Source organism: Bradyrhizobium sp. C9 (assembly GCF_002532045.1).
GTDB lineage: Bacteria > Pseudomonadota > Alphaproteobacteria > Rhizobiales > Xanthobacteraceae > Bradyrhizobium.
The window spans coordinates 38,164-53,590 of the sequence record NZ_NWTG01000010.1 but is presented as its reverse complement, the minus strand read 5'-3'; the positions used below and the strand labels follow the sequence as shown (position 1 = coordinate 53,590).

Below are 15,427 nucleotides of genomic sequence, written 5' to 3'. Positions count from 1 at the left end.
AGCGGTTTTCCGAAAAGATCATGCTCAAAACAACAAGCTAAAGCGCGATGACGATTCAACTCAATCTCATCGCGCTTTAGGCCGAAGCGCGTCTTCCTCTTCCCATGCCAATTTCGCGGAGCAGCTCAGCCAAAAGCTGCACACTTACGCGTCTGTGTATTGACGGCTGCTGAACTTCGGGACGACACTGATGCCAACAAGCAAAGAGCTCGTAGGCATCTGGTCTAAGTTCCCGGAGAGGACACCATGTCGAAACGCAGCGACTCGCGCCGCACAGGCGCGCTCGATCCCGGCCGCCGAAATTTCCTGAAGGGCGCAACCGTCGCCGGTGCGGCGGCTCTGGCGGCCCCTGCCGCCGCCAACACCGTGCCGCCAGGCATTTCCGAACAACGTCCCAAAGCCGCGCCCCCGGGCCCGAGGCTTGCGGCTGCGGATGCGCTGCCGCCGCCGGCCGATCCGGTCAATCAGACCTCGAGCGGCGGCGACTTCATGGTCGACGTGCTCAAGACGCTCGACATCGATTACCTCGCGATGAACTGCGCCTCGAGCTTCCGCGGATTGCACGAGGCCGTCATCAATCACGGTGGCAACAAGAAGCCGGAGATTATCTCCTGTCCGCATGAAGAGATCGCGGTGCATATGGGCCAGGGCTACGCCAAGATCGAGGGCAAGCCGCTCGCCATGATCTGCCACGGCGTAGTCGGCCTGCAGCATGCATCGATGGCGATGTACAACGCCTGGTGCGACCGCGTCCCCGTCATCGTGATGGGCGGCAACATCATGGAGGCCGACAAGCGTGCGCCGGGCGCCGAATGGCCGCATTCGGCGATCGATCCCGCGGCGCTGACACGGGACTTCGTCAAGTGGGACGACCAGCCGGCCTCGCTGCAGCATTTCGCGGAATCGGCACTGCGCGCCTACAAGATATCCACCACGCCGCCGATGGCGCCGGTGATGCTGTCGCTGGATCAGGAGCTGCAGGAGAACCCGGTCGAGAATCGCGACCGCCTGCGCATCCCGAAATTCGCTCCGGCGCTGGCGCCGCAGGGCGACGACGCAGCACTGGCCGAGCTCGCGATGATGCTGGTCGCGGCAGAGAATCCGGTGATCCTGTGCGACCGCATGGCGCGCACGCCCGCCGGCATGCCGCGCCTGGTGGAGCTTGCGGAAACCCTGCAATGTGCCGTGATCGACAATTACGGGCGGATGAATTTTCCCTCGCGCCATCCGTTGAACCAGTCGTTCCGCCGCTCCATCCTGTCGCAGGCCGATCTGATCCTGGCGATGGAGGTCAACGACATCTGGGGCTCGCTGAGCGATTTCCACGATCGCATCGTGCGGACGTCCGAGCCGCGCTACAAGAAGACGGCCAAGATCGTCACGCTCGGCACCCGCGGCCTTTACATGAAGGCCAACTACCAGGACCTCGGTCGCTATCAGGAGGTCGATCTCGACATCGCCGGTGACGCCGAGGCGAGCCTGCCGGCCCTGACCGAGCAGGTCAAACGCCGGATCGACGAGGGACGCAAGGCCGCGTTCGACGCGCGCGGCAAGAAGCTCGCGGCGGCCAAGCTCGCCGCCGTCGAGCAGGCGAAGCTTGACGCCACGATCGGCTGGGACGCGAGCCCGATCACCACGGCGCGGCTGTGCGCCGAGCTCTACAGCCAGATCAAGGATGAGGACTGGTCGCTGGTCGGCACCTCGATCGGCCTGTCATGGCCGCATCGGCTGTGGAATTTCACCAGGCCGTATCAATGGAACGGCGTGTCCGGCGGCGGCGGTGTCGGCTACACCCTGCCGGCCTCGCTCGGGGCTGCGCTCGCCAACAAGCGGCATGGCAGATTGACGGTTGCGATCGGCGGCGACGGCGACTTCATGTTCGTGCCGTCGACGCTCTGGACGGCCGCTCACCATCAGATCCCGATGCTTTATATCGTGCACAACAACCGTGCCTATCATCAGGAATACATGTATCTGCAGGCGATGGCCGCACGCCATGGCCGTGGCATCACCAACGCCGATATCGGGACCACGATCAAGGATCCCTCCGTCGACTACGCGACCGTCGCGAAGGGGTTCGGCGTCTATGGCGAAGGACCGATCAGCGATCCGACTGCGCTGGCGCCCGCGCTGAAGCGCGCCATCGCCATGGTCAAGAGCGGCCAGCCGGCGCTGCTCGACGTCGTGATGGATCAGCGGTGAAGCGGAGATGGCGATGATGAAGATTTCCGTAAAGCATCTTGCCGCCGTCGCAGCGATCGCGGGGGCTTTCGCGACTGGCAACGTCGTTGCATCGCGCGCCGAGGACGCGCCGGCCGGCGATGCCATCAACGGCAAGCGGCTTTATCTCGCCGATGGCTGCTTCGAATGCCACGGTCGCGCCGGGCAGGGCGGCCGCTTCAATTATCTGACGCCTGCGCTGGCGCAGATCGCGCTGCCGGTGGAGTCCTTCATCGCCTTCCTGCGCGAGGCGCCGAACGACATGCCGTCATTCTCCGCCGACGTACTGTCGGACAAGGATGCCGCCGACATCCATGCCTATCTCAGCTCGCTGCCGGGACCGAAGGCGGCCAAGGACATTCCGCCGATCCTGAATCAGTGAGGGAGTTCGCGAGGCGCTGGATCGTTCCGTCCGCTCTCGCGCGCTCTGGCTTCACCGGACGCGCTTCGCGCTTGCAGCCCATGCGTGGCGGCAGCACGCGAAGCAATACACGCCTGTTGATCAGCCTCCGCAATCGGCTGCGTTCGATAGCGTTCGCCTTGCTTTGACGAGGTGACGCGAAGCGAGCAGGGCGGTCGTCAAAGCGCTGAACGTTCAGTAAAATGGTCCACTAAACACCAGGCGGAGCCAGGCGCTGGGCGTTGTCGGCTATCAGCGTTGGTGCACTGCAGCGATTTACCTGCGAATAAGAGCGCAGCTAGCTCTTCCTCAAGCTCGCAAGAAACCCGCTTGACGGGTTCCTGAATTTAGTAATACGTTTAGTATTACAAAAACGATAAACATCGCGCATCGAGCTGATGCGTGGGAGGAGCCCCGCCATCCGGACCCCCGATGTCCGGACGCGTTCAGTCTCGCTCTCCGTCATCGCTCATCAACTCGGTTTTCGAAGTCTCGGCGTCAATCCGGCACCGGATACGGCGGGCGAGTTAGGTGCTTCAACGATAGGGAGGAAATGGATATGCGAAGATTGGGATGGTTACGCAGTACGGTGGCGTCCGCGGTCGTTGCGGCCGCAGCACTCGGTGGTCTCGGCGGCGGGCAAGCCGCAGCACAAGGCAAGCAGCTCACACTGTGCTGGGCGGCATGGGATCCGGCCAACGCACTGGTCGAACTGGGCAAGGACTTCACCAAGCAATCCGGCATCGAGATGAAATACGAGTTCGTCCCATGGACGAGCTACGCCGATCGCTTCCTCAACGAGCTAAACTCGCACGGCAAGCTCTGCGACCTGATCATCGGCGACAGCCAATGGATCGGCGGCGCCGCCGAGAACAAGTGGTACGTCAAGCTCAACGACTTCTTCGACAAGGAGAAGATCTCGATGGACGATTTCGTCCCGGCGACCGTCGTCGGCTACTCGCAGTGGCCGAAGAACACGCCGAACTACTGGGCGCTGCCGGCCATGGCCGATGCGGTGGGCTGGACCTACCGCAAGGACTGGTTCTCGCGGCCCGAGATCCAATCCGCGTTCAAGGCCAAGTACGGCCGCGACCTGGCGCCGCCGAAGACCTATGACGAGCTGAAGCAGATCGCGGAGTTCTTCCAGGGCCGCGAGATCGACGGCAAGAAGGTCTATGGCGCCTACATCTTCACCGAGCGCGGCTCGGAAGGCATCACGATGGGCGTGACCAACGTGCTCTACAATTACGGCTTCGCCTACGACAATCCGAAGAAGGCGTACCAGATGCAGGGCATCGTCAATTCCGCCGACGCGGCCAAGGGTCTCGAGTTCTACAAGGAGCTCTACAAGTGCTGCACGGCGCCGGGCATGACCAACGCCTACATGCAGGAAGGGCTTGATGCCTTCAAGTCCGGCCAGGTCGCGATGCAGATGAACTGGTTCGCCTTCTTCCCCGGCCTCTACAAGGACCCGAATGTCGGCGGCGACAAGATCGGCTTCTTCGTCAATCCGGCCGGTCCCAAGGGGCACTTCACGCAGCTCGGCGGGCAGGGCATCTCGGTGGTGGCAACCTCCGACCACAAGGACGACGCACTCGCCTACATCAAATGGTTCGCGCAGCCCGCCGTGCAGCAGAAGTGGTGGCAGATCGGCGGCTACTCGGCGCTCAAGGCGGTGGTCGACGCGCCCGACTTCCCGAAGAGCGCGGCGTTCGCGCCGCAATTCCTGGAGTCGATGGGTATCGTCAAGGACTTCTGGGCCGAGCCGTCCTACGCGCAGCTGCTGCTCGACATGCAGAAGCGGGTGCATGACTACGTCGTCGCCGACAAGGGCACGTCACAGCAGGCGCTCGATCTCCTGGTCAAGGACTGGACCAAGGTGTTCAAGGAGCAGGGCAAGGAAGTCGCCTCGCAATAGCGTCCGCCCACACTCTGAACTGGATTCCCCGAGGGCTGCCTCGGGGAATCCGAACCAGCCCAGCCCCGCTGATGGACACGATGACGACGATCCTCCAACCCGATCATGCTACGATCCCAGGCGTGAGCAAGCCTGTAAAATCCCGCGCCGCCCGGCGTGTCCACGGACTGTCGGACCGGGCGATCGCCTGGCTGTTCGTCGCGCCGACGATCGCGCTGCTGCTCGCGATCAACATCTTTCCGCTGATCTGGATGATCCGGCTGTCCTTCACCAACCTCAACCTCAGCATGTCCTATCTGCCGCTGCGGTTCGTCGGTCTCGACAATTTCAGGGACATCCTCACGGACGAGGACGTCTGGTTCCGGCTGCAGACCACGGCGCAGTTCGTGATCTCGTCGGTGGCGTTGCAGGTGGTCGTCGGCTTCGGCCTGGCGCTCTTGATCAACCGTCAGTTTCGCGGCCACAGCTTCTGGACCACGATCATCCTGCTGCCGATGATGCTGTCTCCGGCGGTGGTCGGCAATTTCTGGACGCTGCTGCTGCAGCCGCAGATCGGACCGTTCAACTATCTGATCAGCCTGTTCACCGGCGTGCCGACGAGCTCGTTCAGCATGACCGGGCAGGTGTCGCTGGCGCCGTGGACCATCGTGCTGGTCGATACCTGGATGTGGGCGCCCTACGTGATGCTGATCTGCCTCGCCGGGCTGCGCTCGATCCCCGATTACATCTACGAGGCTGCGGAAGTCGATCGCGCCTCGCCCTGGCGGCAGTTCTGGTCGATCACGCTGCCGATGACGGTGCCGTTCCTGATGCTCGCGGTGCTGTTCCGAGCCATCGAGAACTTCAAGATGTTCGACATGGTCAATCTCTTGACCTCGGGCGGGCCGGGCTCGACCACCGAGCTGGTGTCGATCTCGCTGAAGCGCGCGGCGTTCGAGAAGTGGCGCACCGGCTATTCCTCGGCGCTCGCCATCATCCTGTTCGTGACCGTATTCGGCGCCGCCAACATCTACGTCAAGACGCTCAACAAGGTGAAGCAACGATGACCGCTGCCGCCACCAGATCCACCGCGCATTCGATCGTCGAGGCCTCGCCGCGCACCAAGGCGTTCGCCGGCGGTCTCGTCATCCTGTATGCCGTGATCACGATCCTGCCGCTGCTGTGGATCGTCGCCACCGCATTCAAGTCGCAGAGCGACGCCATCGCCTATCCGCCCAAGGTGATCTTCGAGCCGACCCTCGAAGGCTATGTCAACCTGTTCACGGTGCGCACGCGCCAGACGCCGGACTTCATCGCCAAGCTGCCGCCGCCGGAGACCTGGTACGACAAGCTGGTCCGCAAGCGGGACATGGTGATCGCAGGTCCCTCCAAGGTCGTGCCGCGCTTCGTCAACTCGCTGATCATCGGCTTCGGATCGACCTTCCTCGCGGTCTTCCTCGGCACGCTCGCGGCCTACGCGTTCTCGCGCTTCCGCATTCCGCTGGCGGACGATCTGCTGTTCTTCATCCTGTCGACGCGCATGATGCCGCCGGTCGCGGTCGCGATCCCGATCTATCTGATGTACCGGCAGCTCAATCTGACCGACACGCGGCTTGGCATGATCCTGCTCTACACCGCCGTGAACGTCTCGCTCGCGGTCTGGCTGCTCAAGGGTTTCATCGACGAGATTCCGCGCGAGTACGAGGAGGCGGCGCTGGTCGACGGCTATACGCGGCTGCAAGCGCTGCGCAAGGTGGTGCTGCCGCAGGCCGTCACCGGAATCGCCGCGACTGCGATCTTCTGCCTGATCTTCTCCTGGAACGAGTACGCCTTCGCGGTGCTGCTGACCAGCGGCGAAGCGCAGACCATGCCGCCCTTCATCCCCTTCATCATCGGCGAGGGCGGGCAGGATTGGCCGGCGGTTGCCGCCGCGACCACGCTGTTCGTCGTCCCGATCGTCATGTTCACCGTGCTGTTGCGCAAGCATCTGCTGCGCGGCATCACCTTCGGAGCGGTGCGTAAATGAGCGGGTCTGCGGTTGCCAGGAATGGCGTAACTCGGAGCGGCGCAGCGCGCTGGTTTCGTCGCGGGCCGTGGGAGGCCATCGCGATGACCCTGATCGGAGGCGGCATCATCATGCTGGTGCAGCCCTGGTCGATCGATCTCTACAGCTACTCCTTCGTGACGATCCTGGCCGGCACGGTCGGCTTCGTCATCGTCAGCCATTTTCCGGAATAGCGCCATGGCACAGATCCGCATCGAAAACCTGCGCAAGTCGTTCGATCAGTTCACCGCGGTGGAAGGCTCGACCTTCACGATCGACGACGGCACGTTCTTCGCGATGCTCGGGCCGTCCGGCTGCGGCAAGACCACCACCTTGCGCATGATCGCCGGCCTCGAGCTGCCGACCGAAGGCAAGATCCTGCTCGATGGCGAGGACGTCACGTTCCACCGTGCCGCCGCGCGCGATATCGCCTTCGTGTTCCAGCTGTTCGCGCTCTATCCGCACATGAATGTCGGGGAGAACATCGGTTTTCCCCTGAAGTGCCAGGGCATGGCGAGGCGCGAGATTCGCGAACGCGTGCAGGAGACCGCGCGAATGCTGCGGATCGAGCACCTGCTGTCGAGCAAGACCTCGAAACTCTCGGGCGGCGACCGGCAGCGCGTCGCGCTCGGGCGCGCCATGGTGCGGCGGCCGAAGGCGTTCCTGATGGACGAGCCGCTAGGCGCGCTCGACGCCGAGTTTCGCCATCTGATGTGCGGCGAGCTGCGCGACCTGCACGATCGCATCAAGGCGACCACGGTCTATGTCACGCACGACCAGCTCGAGGCGATGTCGATGGCCGACCAGATCGCCGTCATGAACAAGGGACGTGTCGAGCAGATCGGCACGCCGCAGGAGGTCTATGACCGGCCCGCGAGCATGTTCGTCGCCGATTTCATCGGTTCGCCGCCGATGAACTTCCTGCGCTTCGAGGGCGGCCTGCGGTCCGGCGACCGCGCGATCAGCTTCCACGACACCCGGCTTGCGGTGCCGGAGATCCGCGAGGACCGCGCCAGCGCGCCGCTGGCGCTCGGCGTTCGTCCGGAGCATATCCGCTTCGCCGACGCGGGTGCCGTGCGCGGCGAGGTGTTCGGCGCGGAATATCTCGGCACCACCCAGATCGTCACCGTCGACACGGCCTATGGAAGAGTCGCCGCGCGGCTGCCTTCCAGCGCGTCGGTGCAGATCGGTGAAACCATCGGTCTCGACTTCGCTGCCGAGCGACTGGCGCTGTTCGACATCGGCAGCGGCCGTGCGATCCGGACCGCCAGTGCGGAGGGCGTGCGCCATGGCTGACGTCACCCTGCGCAACGTCAACAAGCGCTTCGGCGCGATCGAAGCCGTCCGCGACCTCTCGCTGACGGTGAACGACGGCGAGTTCCTGGTCCTGCTCGGGCCGAGCGGTGCCGGCAAGACCACGACGCTGCGGCTGATCACCGGACTGGAGAGCCCCGATACGGGCTCCGTGATGATCGACGGGCGCGACGTGACGCAGGATCCGCCCGGCTCGCGGGATATCGCCTTCGTGTTCCAGCAATATTCGCTGTATCCGCATTTGACGGTCTACGACAATCTGGCGTTTCCGCTGCGCTCCCCCGCCCGTCGGGTGGCGGAGCCGATCATCCGCAAGCGCGTCGAGCAGACCGCCGAGCTGCTGCATATCGCAAGCAAGCTGAACAACCGCGCCACCCGGCTGTCCGGCGGCGAGATGCAGCGCGTGGCGATCGGCCGGGCGCTGGTGCGCGATCCCTCGATCTATCTGATGGACGAGCCGCTGTCCTCGCTCGATGCAAAGCTCCGCGCGGAGCTGCGGCTCGAACTGAAACGGATCCAGATCGAGCTCGGCGCGACCATCCTCTACGTCACCCACGATCAGGTCGAGGCGATGACGATGGCCTCGCGCATCGGCGTGGTCAGGGACGGCCAGTTGTTGCAGCTCGGCACGCCCCGGGAGATCTACGAAAGCCCGTCCAGCAGCTACGTCGCCTCGCGGCTCGGCACGCCACAGATCAACTTCCTGCCGGCGCGCCTGCTCTCCGATGTCGCGATGCCGGCTGGAACCGAGACGGTCGGCATTCGCACCGAGCACCTGCAGCTCGCCGCGCGCAATGGCGGGCAGATGGTCGGCCGCGTGCATCGGGTCGAGCACCTCGGCGAGCAGAATCATATTCATCTGGACTATAAGGGCGAGACGCTGGTGACGCTGGCGGATCCGCATCAGCCGCTGCAGGCCGGCCAGGAGGTCGACTTGCATCTGGTGCGTCCGTTGTGTTTCGACCGCGCCGGGCAGCGCATCGCCGCGGCGGTTCATTAGAGGGGCGAGAGGATCGAGGAGATGTCGGTGCCATCAGAGACATTGAAGTCGTTGGTCAAGGCGGCCGCAGAGCAGGTCATCGCCAGCGCACCGGAGCTGACGAGCCTGGATCAGGCGATCGGCGATGGCGACCACGGGACCAACATGAAGCGCGGTTGCGAAGCCGTGCTCGGCAAGCTTGATGCGATCTCGGCGCAGCCGCTCGACGAAGCGCTGAAGATGATCGGCAAGACCCTGGTGATGACGGTCGGCGGCGCCTCCGGGCCGCTCTATGGCAGCTTCTTTCTCGCCGCGGGCGAGGCGCTGTCGCACGACAAGCAGTTGCCCGACGATCTCGCCGATGTGTTCGGCAGCGCCGTGAACGCGGTGAGCGCGCGCGGCCGCTCGCAAGTCGGCGAGAAGACGATGCTGGACGTACTGGTTCCCGTGCTGGAGACGTTGAAGACGGCGGCCGGCCAGCCGGATCTGATCGCGCGGGTGCGCACCACCGCGACCGAGGCGGTCGAACGGACGGCGCCGATGCAGGCCACAAAGGGGCGCGCTTCGTTCCTCGGCGCGCGCAGTGTGGGCCATGTCGATCCCGGTGCGCGGTCGAGCTGCGTGCTGGTGCAGGCGGTGTGCGCCGGCCTGGAGGCACGCCCATGACTGACACTGTGGGGATCGTGATCGTCTCGCATTCCAGCGACATCGCCAAGGGGACCGCCGACATGGTGCGGCAGATGGTCGGCAGCGAGGTCAAGGTGGCGTTCTGCGGCGGCAATCCGGACGGCGGATTGGGCACCAGCGTGCCGCTGATCATCGACGCCATCAATGACGCCTGGTCTCCGAAGGGGGTCGCGGTGCTGGTCGATCTCGGCGGCGCCGAGACCAACAGCGAAATGGCGGTGGAGATGCTGGAGCCCGCGCGGCGCGACCTCGTTGTCGTGTGCAACGCGCCGATCGTCGAGGGCGCCGTGATGGCGGCGACCGAGGCGGCGGGCGGCAGCTCACTGGCCCAGGTCAAGGCCGTGGCCGAGGAACTCTCTGCCGACTGAGAGGTCGGCGAAGCGATGATGGATGATGAGTATGCTTGATAAAGCGGACGGACAGATCTTCACCGGCAATGTGCGGCTGGTGCATGCGGTGGGCATGCACGCGCGCCCGGCGGTCAAGCTGACCAAGCTCGCCAAGAAGTTCGAGGCGCAGATCTCGGTGCGGGTCGCCGGTGCGCCCGAGTGGATCAATGCCAAGAGCGTAGCAAAGATCATGGCGATGCGCGCCGCGCACGGCAGCACGATCGAGATCAAGGCCTCCGGCAGCGACGCCGAAGCCGCCGTCGCGGCCCTGGTCGATCTGGTTGCCAGCGATTTTCCGGATGGAGCAGGCTAGCATGCAGGGCGGCGCTGCAGGATCGGCCTACCGCGGCAGGACCGCCTCGATCGGCTTTGCCCATGGTCCGCTGGTCCGCGTCGATGCGGGCGGCGGCGGCGAGCGGGTGGCCGGCACGCTGGTCGAGGAGGCGCTCGCCCTGCGCAAGGCGATCGATCTCGCGAGCGGACAGATCGCCGATCTTGCCGCCAGCGCCGGCGGCGAAGCCGCGCAGATCCTCGAATTCCAGGTCGCGTTGCTGGAGGATGAGGATCTGATCGAGGCGATCTTTGCGTCGATCGGCGAGGGGCGTCCGGCCGACGTCGCATGGCGATCGACGCTCGACGGGCAGATCGCGGAGTATAATTCGGCGGCGGATGAATATCTGCAGGCGCGTTCGTCGGACCTTGCGGACCTGCGCGACCGCGTGGTCCACATCCTGCGCGGCGACGAGGGCGAGCCGCTGAAGATTCCGAGCGGAGGCGTCGTCTGTGCCGACGACCTGCCGCCGTCGCGCTTCCTGGAGATCGATTGGTCCGGCGGCGGCGGCCTGGCACTGCTGCACGGCAGTCCGACCAGCCACGTCGCGATGCTGGCGCGGGCGCGCGGCATCCCGATGGTCGTGCAGCTCGGTGCTATTCCCGATGCCGGCGCCACGGCGCTGCTCGACGGCGAAGGCGCGACGCTGGAGCTCGATCCCAGCGCCGAGCAGGTGCGCGTCTTCGAGAAGCGGCGCGAGAGCCATCGCAAGAGCCGGGCATCCGCCCGCGCGATCCTGCGGCGGCCAACCGCCTCGTGGCGCGGCGAGCGCATCAAGCTTTTGATCAATATCCAGCGCGTCGACGACCTCGATGATGCGGACGCGCAATATGCCGACGGCATCGGACTGATGCGGACCGAGTTCCTGCTCGCCGGGCGGAGCGACCTGCCGGATGAGGACACTCAATTCCAGGCCTATGACGCGGTATTGCGTTGGGCCGGAGCGCGGCCGGTCACGATCCGCACCTTCGATGCCGGCGGCGACAAGCCGGTCCCCGGCTTCACATTCGACGGCGAGGCCAATCCGTTCCTTGGCGTGCGCGGCTTGCGGCTTTGCCTCGCCCGGCCCGAGATCTTTGCGGTCCAGCTCCGCGCGCTAGCCCGCGCCGCGGTGCGCGGCAATCTCAAGGTCATGTTCCCGATGGTGACGTCGGCGGACGAGCTCGAGGCGGGACGGAAGTTGTTCGCCGACATCGTGCAGCGCTTGCAGGCGGACGGCATTGCCGCGATGCTCCCCGAGCTCGGAATCATGGTCGAGGTTCCGGCGGCGGCCCTGGCGATCTCGAGCTTCAAGGCGTCGTTCTTCTCGATCGGCTCGAACGATCTCGCGCAATACGTGCTGGCCTGTGATCGTTCCAACGGAGCTCTCGCCCCCCTGATGGACCCCTTGCATCCCGCAGTGCTCGAATTGATCGCGCGGACCGCCGAGCATGGCCGCCGCGCCGGCGTCAGTGTCAGCCTGTGTGGCGACATGGCGGGTGATCCGCGCTGCGTTCCCGCGCTCCTGAACTGCGGCCTGCGCGAATTGTCGGTGAACGCATCGGCGCTGGCGCAGATCAAGCAGACTATCGACCGGCTGAGCAGCGGAGGCAGTGTTGGCTGACACGGCGGCCGATGAAGCGCCCGAAGCCGGCGCGGTTGCGGCCTACAAGCGCATCTTCAAGGAAGTGCTGGAGAGCCGCCCGTCCGGCATGCGGCTGCGCCTCGCCCATGCCATGGGCAAGAACCGCAGCTTCGTCAGCCAGATCAGCAATCCGGCCTATCCGGTGCCGATCCCGGTGCAGCATCTCAACACGATCTTCGATGTCTGCCACTTTCCGCCGCAGGCGAAGACCGCCTTCCTGCGCGCCTATGCGCGCGCGCATCCGCGCCGCGTCGGCCGGTTGAGCGAAGGATCGCATGAGCGGACGCTGACATTGCATCTGCCGGATCTCGGCAGCGCCAAGCGCAACGCCGAGCTCGACGCGCTGCTGCAGGAATTCACGCGGCGCCTGATCGGCATCATGCGGGAAAAATAGGCGAAAACGCCAACCAAAGCGTTTTCGAGCGAAGTGGATACCGGTTCGCGTGAAGAAAACGCGTCAAAACAAGAACTTGAAGCTTCGTCCCGATTGATCGGAACGAAGCTTCGGACGAAGCGGGGAGGACATCATGAAGAAGTTCATCAATGCGGTCGACAGTCTGCTGGGCGAAAGCCTCGACGGCTTCGCGGCCGCGCATGCCGATCTGGTCGTGCTCGGTGCCGAGCGCAAATTCGTGCGCCGCCGCGAGTTGAATCGCGGGAAGGTCGCGCTGGTCTCGGGCGGCGGCAGCGGGCACGAGCCGCTGCATGCCGGCTTCGTCGGCCACGGCATGCTGGATGCCGCCTGTCCCGGACAGGTGTTCACCTCGCCGACACCCGACCAGATCGTCGAGGCCGCGCAGGCGGTCGCGGGCGATGCCGGCGTGCTGTTCATCGTCAAGAACTACGCCGGCGACCGCATGAATTTCGAGATGGCCGCCGAGATCGCCGAGGGCCGCACCGCCACCATCGTGACCGATGACGATGTCGCGGTGGAGAAATCGACCTACAGCATCGGGCGGCGCGGCGTCGCCGGCACCTTGATCGTCGAGAAGATCGTCGGCGCCGCCGCCGAGAAGGGCGCCGATCTCAAGGCCTGCGTGGCACTCGGCGAGCGCGTCAACGCGCGGACGCGTTCGATGGGCGTGGCGCTGACCAGCTGCACCGTCCCGGCCGCCGGCACGCCGACCTTCACGCTCGGCGCGGACGAGATGGAGATGGGCGTCGGCATCCACGGTGAGCCCGGCCGCCGGCGCGTCAAGCTCGAAGCCGCCGATGCGATCGCATCGGAAATGACGACCGCCATAGCCGACGATCTCGCCGCGCCCGCAGGCTCGGAGGCGCTGCTGCTGGTCAACGGCTTCGGCGGCACCCCGACGATCGAGCTCTATCTGATGTACAACGCCGCGCGCCGCATGCTCGAAAGCCGCGGCCTGCGCATCGCGCGCTCGCTGGTCGGCAGCTACGTCACCTCGCTGGATATGGCCGGCTGCTCGCTCACCGTGAGCCTGCTCGATGCCGAGACGTCCGCATTGTGGGACGCCCCGGTGCGCACGGCCGCATTGAAATGGTGATCGCCGCCGCGGTCATCGGCATGGGGCTTCGTTGAGCCAGTCCGCCTTCGCCAAGGCTTCGGCGGGGCAGCCTTCGCCGCTTCGCACGGACAGAATGGCGCCTGGCTTGCCAAGCCGTAGCTGCGAAGCAGCGAAGGCTGGTGCCCCTGGCCGGAATCGAACCAGCACTCCTTGCGGAACTCGATTTTGAGTCGAGCGCGTCTACCAGTTCCGCCACAGGGGCATTCGCGATGATCCAGGCCGAGACGGGCCCGGGGTCGCGAAGCGCGGCGGACTATAGCGGGCGGCCCGTCACGGTCAACCCGCGCGGATGTGATTGTCCCGCGCCTCGACAGCGGTATTTTGGCGCGATACGACCCGGGCTGAGCATGGAGCAGGGACCATGACCCTGCCGGACGGTGCTCGCTGGAGGACTGCCGTGACGCTCGCCACCGCCCATCCGTCGGATGCTTCCGCCACCGGCAATCCGGCGCTGACCTCGGCCCTGGCGATTGCCGTGATCGCGGCTGCCACGCTGGCCGGCGCCTGGTTCTTCCAGCTCGTGCTGGAGATCATGCCCTGTCCGCTCTGCCTCGAGCAGCGCTATGCCTATTACCTCGCGGTCCCGCTCGGTGCCGTGGTCGCGCTCGCGGCCGCCCGTGGCGCGGCGCGCCCGGTGCTGCTCGCGGGCCTTGCGATCCTCGGCCTCGCCGCGCTCGCCAACGCCGGGCTCGGCGCCTATCACGCCGGGGTCGAATGGGGATTCTGGCAGGGGCCGACCGATTGCACCGGCCCGATGGTGGATTTCGGCAAGGCCGGCTCGTTGCTGGATCAGCTCGACAAGGTCAAGGTGGTCCGCTGCGACGAGGTGCAGTGGCGCTTCCTCGGCATCTCGCTGGCCGGCTACAACGTGCTGATCTCGCTCCTGATGGCCGCGATCGCCGGCTGGGGCGTGGCGAAGGCAGCCAAGGCTTGACTGAGTGGCCTGATTTACAGGCCCTGACCCAATCGATCTATTTCCTGCGATCTATTTCTTCTTCCCCGGCGTGAAGCTCGGCTGTCCGCCCTTCAGGCTGGGAGCCGCGGCGATCACCTTGATCTTCTCCTTCTTGGGCTTCTTGACCTCGCGGTTGCCGTGTCGCTCGCCTTTGGACATGTCGGTCTCCCTCTGTTTCTCGAGACAATCGACTCGGTCAGAACCCGCCTGCGGAGCGGGTCCGGAACGTCGACGTGGATTTGCTTTGCTTGAAGTGACGGTGATTGACCGTAGGCCGATCGTACCCGAATAGCGAGCGCCAAAGCGGTCTGCGGCGCGCTGCGGCAACAACACGCAGCATGCTGTGAGGAGCGGTCTTTGCGCCTCGTTCGGCGAGAAAGCCAGGAATGCCAGGAAAACCAATAAGAAAGCGGTGGCTATTGCCGCCGAAGCGGCGCATGCTGCCAATGGGGCCGCGCACCGGCGCAAGGCGTTTCGCAAAAGGCTGGCCCATGACCATGCGCTCCCGACGTGAAGTCGTCACCTTCCAGCATCCATTCCGGATCAGAGGCATCGATCGTGAATTGCCCGCAGGCGCCTATGACGTCGTTACCGATGAAGAGGCGATCGAAGGGCTCTCATTCGCGGTGTTCCGCCGTGTCGCCACGATGATCATCGTCCCGGCAGAAGGCTCGCGCGGATTGACGACGGAGATGGTGTCGATCGGCTCGGTCGATCTGGCGGACGCCCAGCGCATCGACGCGAGCGCATCCCATGACTGACGAGCCGCTCGACCTCGATCGCCACCGCGGTATGGCGGCGCAGAAGGCCACCGATATTCGCCGTGCGCTGGCGGAAATCGAGACCCATGCGAGGGATCTGCGCGAACGGCAGGCCTCGCTCGAAACCGGACTACTGGCGGTACCCGCGACGTCGTGGCCGGAGGTCGCCGCCAAGGCGCGCTATGTCTTGAACCTATACGCAGCCAGCCTGCCGCCGGAAGACACAAGGCATCGCGATCTGGTCACGGCCATCCTCGAGGATTTTGTCCGGCTCACCGAGCCGCGATGAACCAG

The 15,427-nt window shown here is 65.2% G+C and carries 19 protein-coding genes and 1 tRNA gene; 17 read left to right on the top strand and 3 right to left on the bottom strand.

The genetic code is table 11. The features are described 5' to 3' along the window. The first annotated feature begins 246 nt into the window (after window positions 1–246). The 14 genes from CO675_RS20525 to dhaK all read left to right on the top strand — a co-directional run bounded on the left by CO675_RS20525 (window position 247) and on the right by dhaK (window position 13,396). A complete protein-coding gene (locus CO675_RS20525; protein WP_097673700.1) occupies window positions 247–2,202 on the top strand; it encodes a thiamine pyrophosphate-binding protein in 1,956 nt (651 codons plus the stop codon). A gap of 13 nt (window positions 2,203–2,215) precedes the next feature. Further along, the gene (locus CO675_RS20520; protein ID WP_158231281.1) at window positions 2,216–2,602 is read left to right on the top strand and encodes a c-type cytochrome; all 387 of its coding nucleotides are present in this window, start codon (window positions 2,216–2,218) and stop codon (window positions 2,600–2,602) included. Window positions 2,603–3,179: 577 nt separating this feature from the next. Beyond that, a complete protein-coding gene (locus tag CO675_RS20515; RefSeq protein WP_092118707.1) occupies window positions 3,180–4,538 on the top strand; it encodes an ABC transporter substrate-binding protein in 1,359 nt (452 codons plus the stop codon). A gap of 71 nt (window positions 4,539–4,609) precedes the next feature. After that, window positions 4,610–5,584, top strand: a complete 975-nt coding sequence (locus tag CO675_RS20510) for a carbohydrate ABC transporter permease (RefSeq protein WP_097673698.1) — start codon at window positions 4,610–4,612, stop codon at window positions 5,582–5,584. Further along, a complete protein-coding gene (locus tag CO675_RS20505) occupies window positions 5,581–6,543 on the top strand; it encodes a carbohydrate ABC transporter permease (protein WP_050405521.1) in 963 nt (320 codons plus the stop codon). The genes CO675_RS20510 and CO675_RS20505 overlap by 4 nt, the downstream gene beginning before the upstream one ends. Continuing rightward, the gene (locus CO675_RS20500) at window positions 6,540–6,755 is read left to right on the top strand and encodes a hypothetical protein (protein ID WP_097673697.1); all 216 of its coding nucleotides are present in this window, start codon (window positions 6,540–6,542) and stop codon (window positions 6,753–6,755) included. The genes CO675_RS20505 and CO675_RS20500 overlap by 4 nt, the downstream gene beginning before the upstream one ends. A gap of 4 nt (window positions 6,756–6,759) precedes the next feature. Further along, the gene (locus CO675_RS20495; RefSeq protein ID WP_097673696.1) at window positions 6,760–7,857 is read left to right on the top strand and encodes an ABC transporter ATP-binding protein; all 1,098 of its coding nucleotides are present in this window, start codon (window positions 6,760–6,762) and stop codon (window positions 7,855–7,857) included. Beyond that, window positions 7,850–8,875, top strand: coding sequence for an ABC transporter ATP-binding protein (locus CO675_RS20490; protein WP_097673695.1), 1,026 nt, complete (start codon window positions 7,850–7,852; stop codon window positions 8,873–8,875). The genes CO675_RS20495 and CO675_RS20490 overlap by 8 nt, the downstream gene beginning before the upstream one ends. A 21-nt stretch (window positions 8,876–8,896) precedes the next feature. After that, the gene (gene dhaL / locus CO675_RS20485; protein WP_097673694.1) at window positions 8,897–9,520 is read left to right on the top strand and encodes a dihydroxyacetone kinase subunit DhaL; all 624 of its coding nucleotides are present in this window, start codon (window positions 8,897–8,899) and stop codon (window positions 9,518–9,520) included. After that, the gene (gene dhaM, locus CO675_RS20480; protein WP_092118687.1) at window positions 9,517–9,909 is read left to right on the top strand and encodes a dihydroxyacetone kinase phosphoryl donor subunit DhaM; all 393 of its coding nucleotides are present in this window, start codon (window positions 9,517–9,519) and stop codon (window positions 9,907–9,909) included. Before dhaL ends, dhaM begins: the two co-directional genes overlap by 4 nt. A 31-nt stretch (window positions 9,910–9,940) precedes the next feature. Next, on the top strand, window positions 9,941–10,243 hold the full coding sequence (locus CO675_RS20475; protein ID WP_374707951.1) for an HPr family phosphocarrier protein: 303 nt from the start codon (window positions 9,941–9,943) through the stop codon (window positions 10,241–10,243). A gap of 1 nt (window position 10,244) precedes the next feature. After that, window positions 10,245–11,864: a phosphoenolpyruvate--protein phosphotransferase gene (gene ptsP / locus CO675_RS20470; RefSeq protein ID WP_097673693.1), complete on the top strand. Its 1,620-nt coding sequence runs from the start codon at window positions 10,245–10,247 to the stop codon at window positions 11,862–11,864. Next, window positions 11,857–12,279 carry a hypothetical protein gene (locus CO675_RS20465; protein WP_050405512.1) on the top strand — a complete coding sequence of 141 codons (423 nt, stop codon included), beginning with the start codon at window positions 11,857–11,859 and terminating at the stop codon, window positions 12,277–12,279. Before ptsP ends, CO675_RS20465 begins: the two co-directional genes overlap by 8 nt. A 133-nt stretch (window positions 12,280–12,412) precedes the next feature. Continuing rightward, window positions 12,413–13,396, top strand: coding sequence for a dihydroxyacetone kinase subunit DhaK (gene dhaK / locus CO675_RS20460; protein WP_097673692.1), 984 nt, complete (start codon window positions 12,413–12,415; stop codon window positions 13,394–13,396). Between the two features lie 138 nt (window positions 13,397–13,534). Here dhaK and CO675_RS20455 read toward each other — a convergent pair. After that, a tRNA-Leu gene (locus CO675_RS20455) sits at window positions 13,535–13,619 on the bottom strand. A gap of 159 nt (window positions 13,620–13,778) precedes the next feature. Here CO675_RS20455 and CO675_RS20450 point away from each other — a divergent pair. Then, on the top strand, window positions 13,779–14,351 hold the full coding sequence (locus tag CO675_RS20450; RefSeq protein WP_245452831.1) for a disulfide bond formation protein B: 573 nt from the start codon (window positions 13,779–13,781) through the stop codon (window positions 14,349–14,351). A 51-nt stretch (window positions 14,352–14,402) separates the two neighbouring features. Here CO675_RS20450 and CO675_RS41770 read toward each other — a convergent pair whose 3' ends face one another. After that, window positions 14,403–14,531, bottom strand: a complete 129-nt coding sequence (locus tag CO675_RS41770) for a hypothetical protein (protein ID WP_275948968.1) — start codon at window positions 14,529–14,531, stop codon at window positions 14,403–14,405. A gap of 37 nt (window positions 14,532–14,568) precedes the next feature. Continuing rightward, complete coding sequence (locus tag CO675_RS40030; RefSeq protein ID WP_143279056.1) at window positions 14,569–14,865, bottom strand: hypothetical protein; 297 nt, start codon at window positions 14,863–14,865, stop codon at window positions 14,569–14,571. Here CO675_RS40030 and CO675_RS20445 point away from each other — a divergent pair. Further along, window positions 14,864–15,133, top strand: a complete 270-nt coding sequence (locus CO675_RS20445) for a hypothetical protein (protein ID WP_097673876.1) — start codon at window positions 14,864–14,866, stop codon at window positions 15,131–15,133. The two genes, CO675_RS40030 and CO675_RS20445, sit on opposite strands and share 2 nt — an antisense overlap. Further along, window positions 15,126–15,422, top strand: coding sequence for a hypothetical protein (locus CO675_RS20440; RefSeq protein WP_097673691.1), 297 nt, complete (start codon window positions 15,126–15,128; stop codon window positions 15,420–15,422). The genes CO675_RS20445 and CO675_RS20440 overlap by 8 nt, the downstream gene beginning before the upstream one ends. Window positions 15,423–15,427 lie beyond the last annotated feature (5 nt).